The sequence below is a fragment of the Neorhizobium sp. BT27B genome (assembly GCF_050455485.1).
Lineage (GTDB): Bacteria > Pseudomonadota > Alphaproteobacteria > Rhizobiales > Rhizobiaceae > Neorhizobium.
In genome coordinates this window covers 68,133-82,580 of sequence record NZ_JBCIYT010000004.1, presented here as the reverse complement: position 1 = coordinate 82,580, position 14,448 = coordinate 68,133, and the positions used below count along the sequence as shown (strand labels likewise).

Genomic DNA, 14,448 nt, shown 5'->3' with positions numbered 1-14,448 from the left:
TCTCTCCGCCGTCATCCTCGGGCCTGTCCCGAGGATCTGCAGCTGCCTGATATCAGGCACGTGGTTAGATCCTCGACACAAGGCCGAGGATGACGGAATTCAACTGGTCGGCTTGCCTCTTGGAGGGCTGGCCCTTCTTCCGGCACAACCCCCACACAATGAGCGACGCGACGATGACCTCCACCACCGCCACGACCAAGCCGCTGCCGAAACAACCCGGCAGTGCGCGCAATGGCCTGCTCCTGCTGACGGTGATTGCCGCGCTCGCCTATAGCTGGGGGCCGGCCGAAATGGGCCGCTGGACCTACCTCTTCACCGATGCCGGCAATATGGCCGAATATGCCAGCGGCTTCCTGAAACCCGATTTCAGCGAGTGGCGCTTTTATCTCGAGGAAATGGTCGTCACCGTGCAGATCGCACTCTGGGGCACATTTCTGGCCGTCGCTCTCTCCGTGCCGCTTGGCATTCTTTCGGCCAACAACATGGCGCCCTGGTGGATCAACCAGCCAGTCCGCCGCCTGATGGACATGTTCCGCGCCATCCATGAAGTGGTGTTTGCCGTTCTGTTCGTCGTCGCCGTCGGCCTTGGTCCGTTCGCGGGCGTCATGGCGCTGTTCATCCATACGACCGGCACGCTGTCAAAACTCTTTTCCGAAGCCGTCGAAGCCATCGATCCGCGCCCGGTCGAAGCGATCCGCACCACCGGTGCCTCGCGCGTTCAGCAGGTCCTGTTCGGCGTCATTCCGCAGGTTCTGCCGCTCTGGATCTCGCTGTCGCTTTATCGTCTGGAATCCAACATCCGCTCCGCCACCGTGCTCGGCGTCATCGGCGCCGGCGGCATTGGCCAGGTTCTGTTCGAAAGCATCCGTGGTTTTTATTACCCGCAGGCCTCGGCCATGCTCATCATCGTCATCATCACCGTCAGCCTGATGGACCTTCTGTCCCAGCAGTTGCGCAAACTGGTGATCTGACACTTTCCGCATTCTTTTCCTTGAGCGTATCGAAAACGCTCCGTAAGCTGTGAATCACACCATGACCCCAGACATGAAACAAGAAACCATCTTCACCAATTGCGCCATCGTGCTGGCCGACGAAATCGTCACCGGCAGCGTGCAGGTGCGCGACGGCAAGATCGCCGACATCTCCACCAGCCCTTCGGCCAATGGCATCGACCTGAATGGTGATTATCTGCTTCCCGGCTGCGTCGAACTGCATACCGACCATTTGGAAACCCATTTCCAGCCGCGCCCGAAGGTGCGCTGGAACATGGATGCGGCGCTTCAGGCGCATGACGGTCAGGTGGCAAGCTCCGGCATCACCACCGTCTTCGATGCGCTGCGTGTCGGCATCGACGACGATACCGATCTCGGCCCTGCCGACATGGCGGCGATGGCGTCGAAAATATCGCAGGCCAATGCCGCCGGTCGTTTGCGCGCCGAACATTTTATCCATCTGCGCTGCGAAGTCTCGATGGCGGATGTCGCCGAACAGTTTGCGATGATGGAAGGCAATGACCGTGTGCGGCTGGCCTCGCTGATGGATCACGCGCCGGGCCAGCGCCAGTTCGTCAGTCTGGAAGCCTATCGCATCTATTATCAGGGCAAGAAAAAGCTTTCGAATGCGGAGTTCGACGCGTTCAGCGCCCGCCGCATCGCCGAATCCGAAGCCAATTCCGACCGCAATCGCAAACGTATCGCCGAACTTTGCCATGAAGCCGGTATTTCGATTGCCTCGCATGACGATGCGACCGCCGCCCATGTGGCAGAAGGTGTCGAACTCGGCATCGCGCTTGCCGAATTCCCGACCACGATCGAAGCCGCCGTCCTGTCGCGTGAAGCCGGTTTGCAGGTGCTGATGGGTGCGCCGAATGTGGTGCGCGGCGGTTCGCATTCCGGCAATGTCTCGGCGCTCGACCTTCTCGAAAAAGGCGCGCTCGACATCCTGTCATCCGACTATATTCCGTTTTCGATGATGCAGGCGGCGTTCGTTCTGACCGATCGCGGCCTTGCCGACCTGCCGCAGGCCGTGCGTCTGATCTCCGACAATCCGGCCCGTGCCGCCGGTCTCAACGATCGTGGCCGTATCGAAGTCGGCCGCCGCGCCGATCTGGTGCGTGTGCGCGCCGAGCGCGACCTGCCGCCGGTCGTTTCCGGCGTCTGGCGGGAGGGCAATCGTGTCTGCTGAGAAAAAGGGCCTGTTTGTTGCCGTCGTCGGCCCGAGCGGTGCCGGCAAGGACACGTTGATGCGGGCCGTGGCAGCGCGTTTGAGCGATCGCCCGGATATCCGTTTCGCCCAGCGTGTCATTACCCGCGATGCTGATCCCGACAACGAGGATCACGAAGTTCTGTCGCGCTCGGAATTTGCCGATGCCCGCAAGGACGGTGCGTTCTGCCTCGATTGGGAAGCGCATGGCCTGTGTTATTCGCTGCGCCGCGAAGCCGCAGACCATGTCGCATCGGGTGGCACGATGGTCGCCAATCTGTCGCGTGCCGTTCTCTCCGAAGCGGCATCGCGTTTCACTCGCATGGATGTGTTGGAAATCACCGCACGCCCGGAAATCCGTGTCGAGCGTTTGCTCGCCCGCGGCCGCGAAACGGCTGACGACATCCGCAGCCGCGTTGCCCGCGAAATGCCGATTTCGGTGCCGAACCTGCCAGGTCGCATCGTCACCATCGACAATTCCGGACAGCTGGACGATGCCGTGGATGCCCTCGAAGCCTATCTTGCAGGGGCGAAATCAGCGTCCTGATCGGCGGTTTGCAGCAAATCTCCTGATCGTGATGCCGGCACTCTTCACCGGCGTGACGCTCTGTGGCAGGTTCCCGCCCGCAAGAGGAGATTGCCGCGCATGCAGGAAAATATCGCCGTCCGGCTGGAAAATGTCAGCCGTGTTTTCGGAACGACGGCGGCCGTCAACGGCATATCGCTGGATATAGCCAAGGGCGAAATCGTTTCGCTGGTCGGCCATTCCGGCTGCGGCAAGTCGACATTGCTGCGCATCATTTCAGGCGTCGAAACGGTCGATTCCGGCCGTGTTGTTCTCGATGGTCGCGAAGTCGACGGCAACACGTTTGTCGAGCCGGAAGTGCGTGGCGTCGGTTTCGTGTTTCAGGATTACGCGCTTTTCCCGCACTTGAGCGTGCGCGACAATATCCTATTCGGCCTCAAAAGCCGCGCCCGGACAGAAGCGGTCGCCATGGCCGAGGATGTCATCCGCCGTGTCGGCATCGACCATCTGGCCGAACGGTTTCCGCATACCCTGTCTGGCGGCGAGCAGCAGCGTGTGGCGTTGGCGCGGGCCTTGGCGCCGCAACCCGCCGTCATCCTGATGGACGAACCATTTTCCAATCTCGATCAGGGACTGCGCGACAAGGTGCGCACCGATACGCTGTCGCTGCTGCGCTCACTGGATGCCACTGTGATCATGGTCACGCATGACCCGCAGGAAGCACTATCGGTCGGTGACCGCGTCGTGTTGATGAGATCGGGCGAAATCGTGCAGGCCGGCACCGCTTATGATCTGCACGACCGGCCGGTGAACAGCTATGCCGCCGAGTTTTTCGGCAGCTTCAACAAGGTGCCCGGTTCCTGGCGCGATGGTCGTCTTGAAACGGCGCTTGGCAGTTTCTCAGGTGCGCAAGGCTCTGGCCCAGAGAGTGGCACGATTTTGTATCTGCGCCCGCAGGGGATTGTCGTGTCTGTCGATCGCGGCGATTTTTCCGCACGTATCGAACAGCGCATCTTTCAGGGCGACAGCGAGCAGGTCTTGTTGCGCGTCGATGGTCTAGATTTGCCCTTGAAGGTGATCACCCGCGAGCGCCTGCCATCCGGCACGGAGGCGGTGAAAATCAGCATTCTGCCTGAACGGACGATGGTGTTTTAATGGTGTACCATTGATTGCCGACGCATATAACGCATCGATAAAGTTTGCGTGAGGCCCTGCCATCTCAGGGAATTTAAACTTGACCAAACCGGTCAAGAACTGCTGCAAACCTCTCGTGTTTCTTTAACGGGGGAGTTATCATGAAACCTCATGCCATTCTGGCCTCCACGCTTCTCGCCGCTTCAATGCTGTCCGCACCGTCGCTTGCCGCGGCGGCTGAAATTAACGTCTACACGACGCGCGAACCGGCCCTGATCGCACCGCTTCTCGAAGCCTATACGAAATCCACCGGCACCAAGGTGAACACCGTCTTCATGAAAGATGGTTTGGCCGAGCGTGTTTCTTCGGAAGGCGCAAGCTCGCCGGCCGATATTCTGATGGCCGTCGATGCCGGCAATCTCGTCGATCTGGCGGAAAAGGGCGTGACCCAGTCGGTTGAGTCCTCCGTGCTGAATTCGGCCATCCCGGCCGAGCTGCGCGACGGCAAGGGCCATTGGTTCGGCCTGTCCTACCGCGCCCGCGTGCTTTACGCCGCCAAGGATCTCGATCTCGCCGCGTTCAACTACGAGGATCTTGCCGATCCGAAATGGAAGGGCAAGGTCTGCATCCGTTCTGGCCAGCATCCCTATAACACAGCGCTGTTTGCCGATTACATCGCCCATCACGGTGCGGAAGAAACCGAAAAGTGGCTGACCGGCGTCAAGGCCAACCTGGCGCGCAAGGCGGCCGGTGGTGACCGCGATGCGGCCAAGGATATCCTCGGCGGCATTTGCGATATCGGCATCGCCAACTCCTATTATGTCGGCCTGATGAAGTCCGGCAAGGGTGGCGAAGAGCAGGTCAAGTGGGCTGAAGCGATCAAGGTCATCCTGCCGACCTTCAAGGATGGCGGCACCCAGGTGAATATCAGCGGCGCGGCCGTTGCCAAAAATTCGCCGAACAAGGCCGAAGCCGTGAAATTCCTGGAATATCTCGTCTCCGACGAAGCCCAGAAGATCTATGCCGAAGCCAATTACGAATACCCGGTAAAGGCCGGTGCTGCTGTCGATCCGATCATCGCCTCTTTCGGCACGCTGAAGGTCGACAACAAGCCGCTGTCTGAAATCGTCAGCCATCGCAAGCAGGCGAGCGAACTGGTCGACAAGGTCGGTTTCGACAACTAACGGCTAGGGAAGGCGTCCCGTCGGGGCGCCTTCATCGTTTTCGTGAAAGGCCATCCGCCTTCCCTTTTTGTCATCCTCGGGCTTGTCCCGAGGATCTGCCAAGGTCTACTTGTCTCGGACTCAGCAGATCCTCGGGACAAGCCCGAGGATGACGTCGTTGAACTCGTCGTCGTGTGATGGGCGGTCTCCAGTGAGCATTGTGATGCACTCCAACCAACCGTTTGCCACGTCGTTAAATGCGAAGCGCGGTGCTCGTTCCGGCAGAAACTGGTTGCTGTTTTCCGTCATTGCAGCGCTGATCGTCACGCTGCCTATCCTCGGGCTGGCGCTGGAGGCGCTGAAAGGTTCGTCCGGGCTTTGGGCGCATCTTTTTTCCACCATCCTGCCCGTGGCGATGGTCGATACGGTGATCCTGCTTGCCGGGGTCGGGATCGTGACGGCTGTGATCGGCACAACGACGGCCTGGCTGGTGACGGCCTATGAATTTCCCGGCCGGCGGCTGCTGGAATGGGCACTTTTGCTGCCGCTTGCGGTGCCGACTTATATCATCGCCTATGCCTATCTCGATATCCTGCATCCGATCGGTTCGGTGCAGGGGGCGATCCGCTGGGTACTGGGTTATGAAAGCCCCAGACAATTCCGCCTGCCCGATATCCGCTCGATGACCGGCTGCATCCTGCTGCTCGGTTTCGTGCTTTATCCTTACGTCTACATCCCGACGCGGGCGATGTTTCTCACCCAGTCCGGCAACCTCATCGATGCCGCCCGCACGCTCGGTGTGTCCCGTCGCGCCGTGTTCTGGCGGGTGGCGCTGCCGCTGGCGCGTCCGGCTGTCGCCATCGGCGTGGCGCTGGCGCTGATGGAAACGCTCAACGATGTCGGTGCCGCCGAATTTCTCGGCGTGCGCACCATGACGGTATCGATCTACACGACATGGATCACGCGCACCGATCTGCCGGGCGCCTCGCAGATCGCACTGGCCCTGCTTTTGATCGTGGTGGCGCTTGTCGGCATCGAACGTTGGGCGCGACGAAAACAGCGATATGCCACCGATGCCCGCCGCAGCCGCGGGTTTTCGCCTCAGAAGATCGCGCCCTTGCCGGGTCTGCTGTTTCTGGGCATCGGCCTTGTTCCCGTTCTTCTGGGGTTTGTCGCGCCCGCCATCTATCTCACCACGGAAGCCTGGAAACGCTATCGTTTTGCCGGCCTGTCACCGCGCATTCTCGATGAGGCGGTCAACACAATCGTCATTGCCACGGTGGCGACGGTTGTCACCATTCTTCTCGGTCTTGTCGTTGCCTATGCGGCGCGCATTCGACCCGGCAAGAAATCCGCCGCGCTGCTGCGACTGTCGAGCATGGGTTATGCCGCGCCCGGCACTGTTGTCGCCATCGGCGTGCTGATCGTGCTGGCCGGTCTCGATCGGTTCATCGATCGCACCGCGCTCGACTGGTTCGGTGTTTCCACCGGCCTGCTGTTCATGGGCTCGGGTGCTGCCGTCGTTTATGCGCTGACGGTGCGGTTTCTGGCGATATCCGCCGGCGGCATCGAAGCGGGTCTGTCGCGCATCCCGATGTCGCTCGATCATGCGTCGCGCACGCTCGGGCAATCGGTCTCCGGCACGTTCCGGCATGTGCATCTGCCATTATCGAAAACGGCGATTTCGGCGGCGGCTCTTCTGGTCTTCGTCGATTGCGTCAAGGAACTGCCGGCAACACTGCTTTTGCGGCCCCTCAATGTCGAAACATTTGCCACGCATCTATATGGCGAGGCGGCACGCGGCACTTATGAGGAAGCTGCCATCGCTGCCCTTGCCATCGTCGCCATCGCCATCCTTCCGGTTTTGCTGTTGTCGCGGGTGGGCAGCACCCGGCCTGACGCAGGCTGAGCCGTCAGTTCTCCACCCATCGGCGGCCGGAGGCCGTCAGGTGTGCATGCATGGCCGCCTGCGCCGCCAGCGGATTTTTCGCCTCGAGTGCTGCCAGAATGGCCTCGTGTTCGCTTAAGGCAAATTGCCAGGTTTCCGGCGTCTCGAAGCGGCCACGCATGTGATCCGACATCGGGCTATGCCTCTCGTCGAACAGGCTGGCGACGATTTCCGAAAGAACCGAATTGCCGGCGCTTTCCGCAATGATCAGGTGAAACTGGCGATCCTGCTCCAGCGGCTTGCGACCCTCGTCGATCTCCGAGCGCATGGCGACAAGAATATCCCGAAGCGTGGCCAGCGTTTCGGTTGGCATGGCGGCGGTTGCCTGAACAATTACCGCGCTTTCGATGACGGCGCGTGCCTGCATCAATTCCGTCGGACTTTCTCCAAGCGAACGGCCGGTAACCGCTGGCCTCGCCGCGTTCAGCACATAAATTCCCGACCCCATGCGAATCTCGATCGTGCCGTCGATTTCCAGCGCGATCAGTGCTTCGCGCAGGGATGGGCGCGAAACACCCAGTTGTTGGGCCAGATCACGCTCCGCCGGCAGACGGGAACCGGGCGGGTATTGGCCATTGACGATCAGTTGTCGCACCTGATCGGCGATCTGCTGGTAAAGGCGACGTGCATCCGTCATCGTGGTCAGGCCAATCGATCCATATTGCATTCTGAAATTGAATAGATGGCCAAAATTGAGAAAATGCAAGTCAGCGGAGAATAATTGGCTTGACCAATATTAATTTCGCGGCCTAGTTTGCCCATCGAAAGCTCGGGAGGCTTTTGCGCGAGGAGGAGATCGCGATGGGAGGAATGCCGGCAACGGCAGGCAATGTCGATGCGCGGCCGGTCGTGCTGAAGCTCGATAATGTCTCGAAGGAATTTCCGGGCGTGAAGGCGCTGTCCGGCGTAAGCTTCGATCTGCGCGCCGGTGAGGTGCATGCGGTCTGCGGCGAAAACGGCGCCGGCAAATCGACGCTGATGAAGATCATCAGCGGTGTCTACCAGCCGAATGGCGGATCGGTCACCTACAAGGGCGAGCGGGTGCAGTTTGCCACGACCTTGCAGTCGGAAGCCGCCGGCATTGCCATCATTCATCAGGAACTCAATCTCGTCCCGCATCTGACGGTGGCGGAAAACATCTATCTCGCCCGCGAACCGCGTCGTGGCTGGCTGGTCGATCGCCGAAAACTGTTTGCCGATGCAAAACGCTGCCTCGATCGCCTCGGTGTCGATATCGATCCGAATGTGCAAGTGCGCACGCTCTCGGTCGCGCAATGCCAGATGGTCGAGATCGCCAAGGCACTGTCGCTGGATGCGACCGTGCTGATCATGGACGAACCGACGTCTTCGCTGACCGAGCAGGAAGCGCAGCTGCTGTTCAAGGTCATTCGCGACCTGAAAGCCCAGGGCACCGGCATCATCTATATTTCGCACCGTCTCGACGAGATGGCGGAGATCGTCGATCGCGTCACGGTTCTGCGCGACGGCCGCTATATCTCCACCGATGATTTCGCCGATCTCAGCATCGACGACATCGTGGCCCGCATGGTCGGTCGTTCGCTGGAGGACAAGTTTCCCGAGCCAACGCGTGTGCCGGGCACGGATGTCATTTTCTCCGTTTCGGCTCTGACGCGCGCCGGTGTTTTTTCCGACGTGAATTTCGAGATCCGCCGCGGCGAAATTTTAGGGTTTGCCGGGCTGATGGGGGCAGGTCGTACGGAGGTGGCGCGGGCCATTTTTGGCGCCGATCCTCTGGATGCGGGAACGATCACACTCGATGGCGATACGCTCAAAATCACCGATCCGCGCAGCGCCATTGAAGCCGGCATCGCCTACCTTTCGGAAGACCGCAAGGCGCAGGGGCTGGCGGTGAAAATGCCGGTCGATGCCAATCTGGTGATGGCGCGCATGCAGGCGGTCAGCAATTCGGCGGGCGTCATCGATCGCAGAAAACATCGCGAGGCAAGCCAGCGTTATGTCGATCTCCTGAATATCCGCACACCGAGCCTCAGCCAGCCGGTGCGGCTGCTTTCCGGCGGCAACCAGCAGAAGATCATCATCGGCAAGTGGCTATTTCGCGAGCCGCGCATCATGTTTTTCGACGAGCCGACGCGCGGCATCGATGTCGGCGCGAAATTCGCGATCTACCAGATCATGGACGAGCTTGCGGCAAACGGCATCGGCATCGTGCTGATCAGCTCGGAATTGCCGGAAGTGCTGGGCATGTCGGATCGCGTCGCGGTGTTCCACGGTGGGCGCATCACCGCCACGCTGAATACGCGCGACACCAATCAGGAAGAAATCATGCATTACGCGTCCGGCAGCGGCCGGCATGCGGAATAGGGGGCGTCATGGCCGATATTACCAATGAAAAGCCGGCGCCGCAGCCCGCCCAGCCGCCGCAGGGCCGACGTCTCAGTGACCGGCAAAAGGATATCATTCAGAAGTTTGCGGCACTCGGCAGTCTGGTCGTCCTGGCGGTGATCTTTTCGGCCACCAGCAGCGCCTTCATGTCTGTCGGCAACGGCATGACGATTGCCCTGCAGGTGACGTCCATCGCGCTTCTCGGCATTGGCGCAACCTACGTCATCATCACCGGCGGTATCGATCTGTCGGTCGGTTCGGTTCTGGCCTTGGCCGGGGTCGTCGCGGCGTTGGTGGTGAAGGAACTGCAAATGCCGATCTGGATCGGCATGCTGTGCGGCATCCTCACCGGCTCGGCCTGCGGGCTGATCAACGGCCTCATCGTCACGCAGCTGAAACTGCCGCCCTTCATCGCGACCTTGGGCATGATGCTGATCGCGCGCGGCGTCGCCTTGCAGATTACCGGCGCACGCGCCGTGTCCGGTCTCGGCGAAAGTTTTGGCGAACTCGGCAATGGCTCGCTGTTTCGCATCGAGAGCATTGATGAACTCGGTTTCCCCGTCGTCACTTTCCCCGGCATTCCCTATCCGGTCGTGCTGATGATCGTCATCGGTGTCATCGCGGCTTTTGTGCTGAACCGCACCGTGCTCGGTCGTTACATATATGCGATCGGCTCGAATGCCGATGCCGCGCGGCTGTCCGGCGTCAACGTTTCGCGCGTCACGGCCTTCACCTATGTGGTTTCCGGCACGCTGGCTGGTCTCACCGGTTGCGTGCTGATGTCGCGCCTTGTCACAGCCCAGCCGAATGAGGGCGTGGCTTACGAACTCGATGCCATTGCCAGCGCCGTCATCGGCGGCACCTCGCTGATTGGCGGGGTCGGTACGATTTCCGGCACGATCATCGGTGCCTTCGTCATCGGCATCCTGCGCAACGGCCTCAATATGAACGGCGTTTCCGCCTTCACCCAGCAGATCATCATCGGCCTCGTCATTCTGGTCACCGTGTGGATCGACCAGTTGCGCAACCGCCGCTGAAGAGACGGGAGCGGCTTGGCCGCTTTCCTGGACGTGCATGCCAAGGGAAGGAGAGGAGCCTTCCCCCGCCACGGCCCCGGCAGGGCCGGCTTATCGAGGAGGATAAGACATGCGTAAACTGACGATCGCCCTGATGGCCTCGGCCATCGCCCTGGCCGGCGCAACCGGCGCTTCGGCGGCGGAAATCGCCGTCATCGTGAAAACCGTCAATTCCACCTTCTGGCAGAACGTCCAGAAGGGCGCGGATGCGGCGATTGCCACCGCCAAGGGCAAACACACCATGACCTTCCAGGGCCCGGCGGCGGAATCCGCCATCGCCGATGAGGTCAACATGGTGGAAAACGCCGTCAACCGTAAGGTCGGCGCCATTCTGCTTGCCCCGTCCGATCCGGATGCGCTGGTGCCGGCCGTTAAGAAGGCCTGGGAAGCCCGCATTCCGGTCGTCATCATCGACAGCCAGCTCGCTGACGGTGCCGACAAATATTACCAGTCGTTCCTGGCCACGGACAACCGCAAGGCCGGCGAACTGGCCGCGCAGGCGATGATCGACAAGGTTGGCACGACCGGCAAGATCGCCGTCATGTCCTATGTCGCCGGTGCGGGCTCCGAAATCGGCCGCGTCGGTGGCTTTACCGATTACATCAAGAAAAACTCCAAGCTCGAAATCGTCGGCCCGTATTATTCGCAGTCGCAGATGGCGACGGCGCTGAACCAGACCACCGACGTGCTGGCTGCCAACAGCGACCTCAAGGGCATTTTTGGCGCCAACGAGCCGACCGCGATCGGCATGGGCCGCGCCATCAAGCAGGCCGGCAAGGCGGGCAAGATCGTCGCCATCGGCTTCGACGGCAATCAGGACCTTCAGGAATTCGTCAAGGACGGCACGCTGCATGCCACCGTCGTGCAGGGTTCCTACCAGATGGGCGACAAGGGCGTCGCAGCCCTGCTGCAGCTTCTCGACAAGCAGAAGGTCGAAAAGACCATCGATACCGGCGTCGTTGTCGTGACCAAGGACAATATCGACAAGCCGGAAGCCAAGAACGTTCTTTACTGAGCCAGACTTTTGACGCGCGGGCCTTTGTCCGCGCGTCTTATTCAAAGCGATCAGGATTTGAGAGTATGAAAGTTTCCGACAGGCGCAGGCTGCGCAACCGCGATGTCTCGTTCACCGTGATGGGTCTCGGCTGCGCCCAGATGGGCAATCTCTACCGGCTGACCAGCTATGCGGAATCGCTCTCCGCCTTCGATGCGGCCTGGGAGGCGGGCATCCGTTATTTCGATACGGCACCGTTTTATGGCTACACCCGTTCGGAACGCCGGCTCGGCACCATGTTGACTGATCATGAACGCCAGAAATATCTGCTCAGCACCAAGGTCGGCCGCATCATGGTGCCGGATGAGACTGTGGGTGCGGAAGAGGATGCCTATGTGGCGCCGCTGCCTTTTCGCCCGACCTATGATTACAGCTATGATGCGATCATGCGGTCTTTCGAGGCGAGCCGTCAGCGCCTAGGTATCTTCGCGCCCGATATTCTCTACGTCCACGATATCGGCCGCGCCACGCATGGTGATCGTCACCAGCATTATTGGGACCAGCTGACCAAGGGGGGCGGTTTCAAGGCGCTGGGCGAGTTGCGTTCGAGTGGTCTGATCAAGGCCGTAGGTCTCGGCGTCAATGAGTGGCAGGCGGTTTCCGACGCCATGGATGAATTCGACATCGACGTTTCGATGCTGGCCGGCCGCTACACGCTGCTGGAACAGGATAGTCTGACCCTGCTCGACCGTTGCCACCGCGAAGGGGTGGGCATCGTTGTCGCGGGCGCCTTCAATTCCGGTCTGCTCGCTGGCAACAAGAAATTCAATTACGCCGAGGCGCCTGCCGACATTCTCGCTCGCGTGAACGAGATCGAAGCGGCCTGCGAAGCAGAAGGTGTTTCCATGCAGGCGGCGGCGCTGGCCTTTCCGACGCTGCATCCGGCCGTCGTCACGGTCGTTTCAGGTGCGCGCAATGGCGAGCAGATGAAAGCCAATGTCGGCTGGTTCGAACAGGATATTCCGGCATCCTTCTGGACGCGCCTCAAGGAAAAGGGCGTGATCTCGGGTGATGCTCCGATCGGGGACAAGTGACGCCATGGTCATCGATGCCCACCAGCATTTTTGGCTTTTGAAGGATCGCGGTGGCGGCTGGCCTCCACCGGATCTCGAAGCGATCTATCGTGATTTCCTGCCCGCCGACCTGGCACCGGAGATCAAGGCTGCCGGCGTGACCGGCACGGTTCTGGTGCAATCGCTGCCAAGCGTGGCCGATACCCGCTTCATGCTTGGTCTGGCTGATGTCAGCGACATCATTCTCGGTGTTGTCGGCTGGGCCGATCTGAAGGCGGCCGATGCGCCTGATATGATTGCAGACCTCGCCAAGGCAAAGAAGCTCAAGGGCCTGCGGCCAATGCTGCAGGATATCTGCGACGAGAACTGGATCGATGACGCGGCACTGGAACCGGCGGTCGATGCGATGATCGCGCATCAGCTTGTGTTCGATGCACTGGTGCTGGAACCGCATCTGCCGGCTTTGCATGCTTTTGCCCGCCGCCATCCCAGCCTGCCGATCATTATCGATCACGGCGCCAAGCCGCGTATCGCCAGCGGACATTTTACCGATTGGCGCCATGCCATGTTGCGGCTTGCCGAACTCGATAACGTCGCCTGCAAGCTTTCCGGTCTTTTGACCGAGGCCGGCGATCAGGATCCGCGCGCGCTGCGGCCCTATATCGAGACCATTCTGGACCTGTTCGGGCCCGAGCGGGTGATCTGGGGCAGCGACTGGCCGGTGATCAATCTCGCCGGCAGCTATGGCGCATGGATCGCACAATGCCGCGATATCGTGCCGACCGCCGACCACGAAGCCGTTTTCGGCGGCAATGCCCGCCGTCTCTATCGCCTGTGAGGATTTTGCGAATGCAGAGAATGGGAATGGTCATCGGCGTGCAGCCGGGCAAGGTCGAGACCTACAAGGAATTGCACGCCACTGTGTGGCCGGAAATCCTGGCGCTGATTTCGAGCTGCAACATCAAGAACTACACGATTTTTCTGAAAGAGCCGGAAAATCTTCTGTTCGGCTACTGGGAGTATCACGGCACCGATTTTGAAGCCGACATGGCGAAAATGGCAGCGAGCGAAAAGAACCGGGAATGGTGGTCGTTCTGTATTCCCTGCCAGAAACCGTTCGAAACCCGGAAAGAGGGCGAATGGTGGGCCATGATGGAAAACGTTTTCCACCTCGATTGATAAGGATGATGAAATGACCGGGAACATTCAGGGCAAGACGATTGTCGTTACCGCTGCCGGGCAGGGTATCGGCCGCGCCAGCGCGCTTGCCTTCGCCGCGGCTGGTGCAAAAGTCTGGGCGACCGACATTAATGACGCCGCGCTCTCCACGCTTGATGGTGAAGCCAATATCCAGGCCGCGCGTCTCGACGTGCTCGACAATGCCGCTGTGACGGCTTTCTTCGATCGCATAGGCGCCGTCGACGTGCTCTTTAATTGCGCCGGTTTCGTGCATGCCGGTTCGGTTCTGGACATGCCGGATAGCGATCTCGATTTCGCCTTCAATCTCAATGTCCGCGCCATGGTGCGCACCATCAAGGCGGTGCTGCCCGGCATGCTGGAACGTGGTGACGGCACGATCATCAACATGGCCTCGATCGCTTCCAGCTCCAAAGGCGTGCCGAACCGCGCGGCCTACGGCATCACCAAGGCTGCCGTCATCGGGCTCACCAAATCCGTTGCCGCCGATTACGTGGCGCAGGGCATCCGCTGCAATGCCATTTGCCCGGGTACGGTGGAAAGCCCGTCGCTGGAAGGGCGCATGCGCGCTCAAGGGAATTACGACGAAGCCCGCGCCGCCTTCATCGCCCGCCAGCCGATGGGCCGCCTTGGCACGCCGGAAGAGATTGCCGACCTTGCCGTCTATCTGGCCGGTGCGACCTACACGACCGGTCAGGCCGTCGGTATCGACGGCGGCTGGGGGATCTGATTTTCTGGCACCTGCCGATTTTGAAATATGCAATGAAAGGA

14 protein-coding genes are annotated in these 14,448 nt (G+C 60.5%); 13 read left to right on the top strand and 1 reads right to left on the bottom strand.

All coding sequences use genetic code 11. The features are described 5' to 3' along the window. Positions 1 to 173: 173 nt before the first annotated feature. From phnE to AAIH70_RS12140, 6 genes are all read left to right on the top strand, one after another. Entirely contained in the window at positions 174 to 971 is a 798-nt protein-coding gene (gene phnE, locus AAIH70_RS12165) for a phosphonate ABC transporter, permease protein PhnE (RefSeq protein WP_245519195.1), read from the top strand. 73 nt (positions 972 to 1,044) lie between these two features. Continuing rightward, the gene (locus AAIH70_RS12160; RefSeq protein WP_132275574.1) at positions 1,045 to 2,184 is read left to right on the top strand and encodes an alpha-D-ribose 1-methylphosphonate 5-triphosphate diphosphatase; all 1,140 of its coding nucleotides are present in this window, start codon (positions 1,045 to 1,047) and stop codon (positions 2,182 to 2,184) included. Beyond that, entirely contained in the window at positions 2,174 to 2,749 is a 576-nt protein-coding gene (phnN, locus tag AAIH70_RS12155; protein WP_132275577.1) for a phosphonate metabolism protein/1,5-bisphosphokinase (PRPP-forming) PhnN, read from the top strand. Before AAIH70_RS12160 ends, phnN begins: the two co-directional genes overlap by 11 nt. Before the next feature lie 99 nt (positions 2,750 to 2,848). Then, positions 2,849 to 3,883: an ABC transporter ATP-binding protein gene (locus AAIH70_RS12150; protein WP_132275580.1), complete on the top strand. Its 1,035-nt coding sequence runs from the start codon at positions 2,849 to 2,851 to the stop codon at positions 3,881 to 3,883. A 185-nt stretch (positions 3,884 to 4,068) separates the two neighbouring features. Next, on the top strand, positions 4,069 to 5,046 hold the full coding sequence (locus AAIH70_RS12145; RefSeq protein ID WP_430034443.1) for a Fe(3+) ABC transporter substrate-binding protein: 978 nt from the start codon (positions 4,069 to 4,071) through the stop codon (positions 5,044 to 5,046). 202 nt (positions 5,047 to 5,248) lie between these two features. Then, positions 5,249 to 6,934 (top strand): ABC transporter permease, encoded by a 1,686-nt coding sequence (locus AAIH70_RS12140; protein ID WP_132275921.1) that lies wholly within the window; start codon positions 5,249 to 5,251, stop codon positions 6,932 to 6,934. A 4-nt stretch (positions 6,935 to 6,938) separates the two neighbouring features. Here the strand turns inward: AAIH70_RS12140 and AAIH70_RS12135 are convergent, their stop codons facing one another. After that, positions 6,939 to 7,610 (bottom strand): FadR/GntR family transcriptional regulator, encoded by a 672-nt coding sequence (locus AAIH70_RS12135; RefSeq protein WP_132275586.1) that lies wholly within the window; start codon positions 7,608 to 7,610, stop codon positions 6,939 to 6,941. A 164-nt stretch (positions 7,611 to 7,774) separates the two neighbouring features. Between AAIH70_RS12135 and AAIH70_RS12130 the strand changes: the two genes are divergently transcribed. From AAIH70_RS12130 to AAIH70_RS12100, 7 genes are all read left to right on the top strand, one after another. Then, the gene (locus tag AAIH70_RS12130) at positions 7,775 to 9,316 is read left to right on the top strand and encodes a sugar ABC transporter ATP-binding protein (protein WP_430034247.1); all 1,542 of its coding nucleotides are present in this window, start codon (positions 7,775 to 7,777) and stop codon (positions 9,314 to 9,316) included. Positions 9,317 to 9,324: 8 nt separating this feature from the next. After that, positions 9,325 to 10,374 (top strand): ABC transporter permease, encoded by a 1,050-nt coding sequence (locus AAIH70_RS12125; RefSeq protein ID WP_132275589.1) that lies wholly within the window; start codon positions 9,325 to 9,327, stop codon positions 10,372 to 10,374. A 109-nt stretch (positions 10,375 to 10,483) separates the two neighbouring features. Then, positions 10,484 to 11,428, top strand: a complete 945-nt coding sequence (locus tag AAIH70_RS12120) for an ABC transporter substrate-binding protein (protein WP_132275592.1) — start codon at positions 10,484 to 10,486, stop codon at positions 11,426 to 11,428. Between the two features lie 65 nt (positions 11,429 to 11,493). Further along, positions 11,494 to 12,501, top strand: a complete 1,008-nt coding sequence (locus AAIH70_RS12115; RefSeq protein WP_430034244.1) for an aldo/keto reductase — start codon at positions 11,494 to 11,496, stop codon at positions 12,499 to 12,501. Between the two features lie 4 nt (positions 12,502 to 12,505). Then, on the top strand, positions 12,506 to 13,318 hold the full coding sequence (locus AAIH70_RS12110; RefSeq protein ID WP_132275597.1) for an amidohydrolase family protein: 813 nt from the start codon (positions 12,506 to 12,508) through the stop codon (positions 13,316 to 13,318). 11 nt (positions 13,319 to 13,329) lie between these two features. After that, positions 13,330 to 13,659 (top strand): L-rhamnose mutarotase, encoded by a 330-nt coding sequence (locus AAIH70_RS12105; protein WP_132275600.1) that lies wholly within the window; start codon positions 13,330 to 13,332, stop codon positions 13,657 to 13,659. Positions 13,660 to 13,672: 13 nt separating this feature from the next. After that, the gene (locus AAIH70_RS12100; RefSeq protein ID WP_132275603.1) at positions 13,673 to 14,407 is read left to right on the top strand and encodes an SDR family oxidoreductase; all 735 of its coding nucleotides are present in this window, start codon (positions 13,673 to 13,675) and stop codon (positions 14,405 to 14,407) included. Positions 14,408 to 14,448 lie beyond the last annotated feature (41 nt).

What these genes read in the sequence shown, in the direction of transcription:
- phnE (WP_245519195.1), top strand. Translation starts at nt 174, where the DNA reads ATGACCTCCACCACCGCCACGACCAAGCCGCTGCCGAAACAACCCGGC.
- AAIH70_RS12160 (WP_132275574.1), top strand. Translation starts at nt 1,045, where the DNA reads ATGAAACAAGAAACCATCTTCACCAATTGCGCCATCGTGCTGGCCGAC.
- AAIH70_RS12150 (WP_132275580.1), top strand. Translation starts at nt 2,849, where the DNA reads ATGCAGGAAAATATCGCCGTCCGGCTGGAAAATGTCAGCCGTGTTTTC.
- AAIH70_RS12145 (WP_430034443.1), top strand. Translation starts at nt 4,069, where the DNA reads ATGCTGTCCGCACCGTCGCTTGCCGCGGCGGCTGAAATTAACGTCTAC.
- AAIH70_RS12140 (WP_132275921.1), top strand. Translation starts at nt 5,249, where the DNA reads ATGCACTCCAACCAACCGTTTGCCACGTCGTTAAATGCGAAGCGCGGT.
- AAIH70_RS12135 (WP_132275586.1), bottom strand. Translation starts at nt 7,610, where the DNA reads ATGACGGATGCACGTCGCCTTTACCAGCAGATCGCCGATCAGGTGCGA.
- AAIH70_RS12130 (WP_430034247.1), top strand. Translation starts at nt 7,775, where the DNA reads ATGGGAGGAATGCCGGCAACGGCAGGCAATGTCGATGCGCGGCCGGTC.
- AAIH70_RS12125 (WP_132275589.1), top strand. Translation starts at nt 9,325, where the DNA reads ATGGCCGATATTACCAATGAAAAGCCGGCGCCGCAGCCCGCCCAGCCG.
- AAIH70_RS12120 (WP_132275592.1), top strand. Translation starts at nt 10,484, where the DNA reads ATGCGTAAACTGACGATCGCCCTGATGGCCTCGGCCATCGCCCTGGCC.
- AAIH70_RS12115 (WP_430034244.1), top strand. Translation starts at nt 11,494, where the DNA reads ATGAAAGTTTCCGACAGGCGCAGGCTGCGCAACCGCGATGTCTCGTTC.
- AAIH70_RS12110 (WP_132275597.1), top strand. Translation starts at nt 12,506, where the DNA reads ATGGTCATCGATGCCCACCAGCATTTTTGGCTTTTGAAGGATCGCGGT.
- AAIH70_RS12105 (WP_132275600.1), top strand. Translation starts at nt 13,330, where the DNA reads ATGCAGAGAATGGGAATGGTCATCGGCGTGCAGCCGGGCAAGGTCGAG.
- AAIH70_RS12100 (WP_132275603.1), top strand. Translation starts at nt 13,673, where the DNA reads ATGACCGGGAACATTCAGGGCAAGACGATTGTCGTTACCGCTGCCGGG.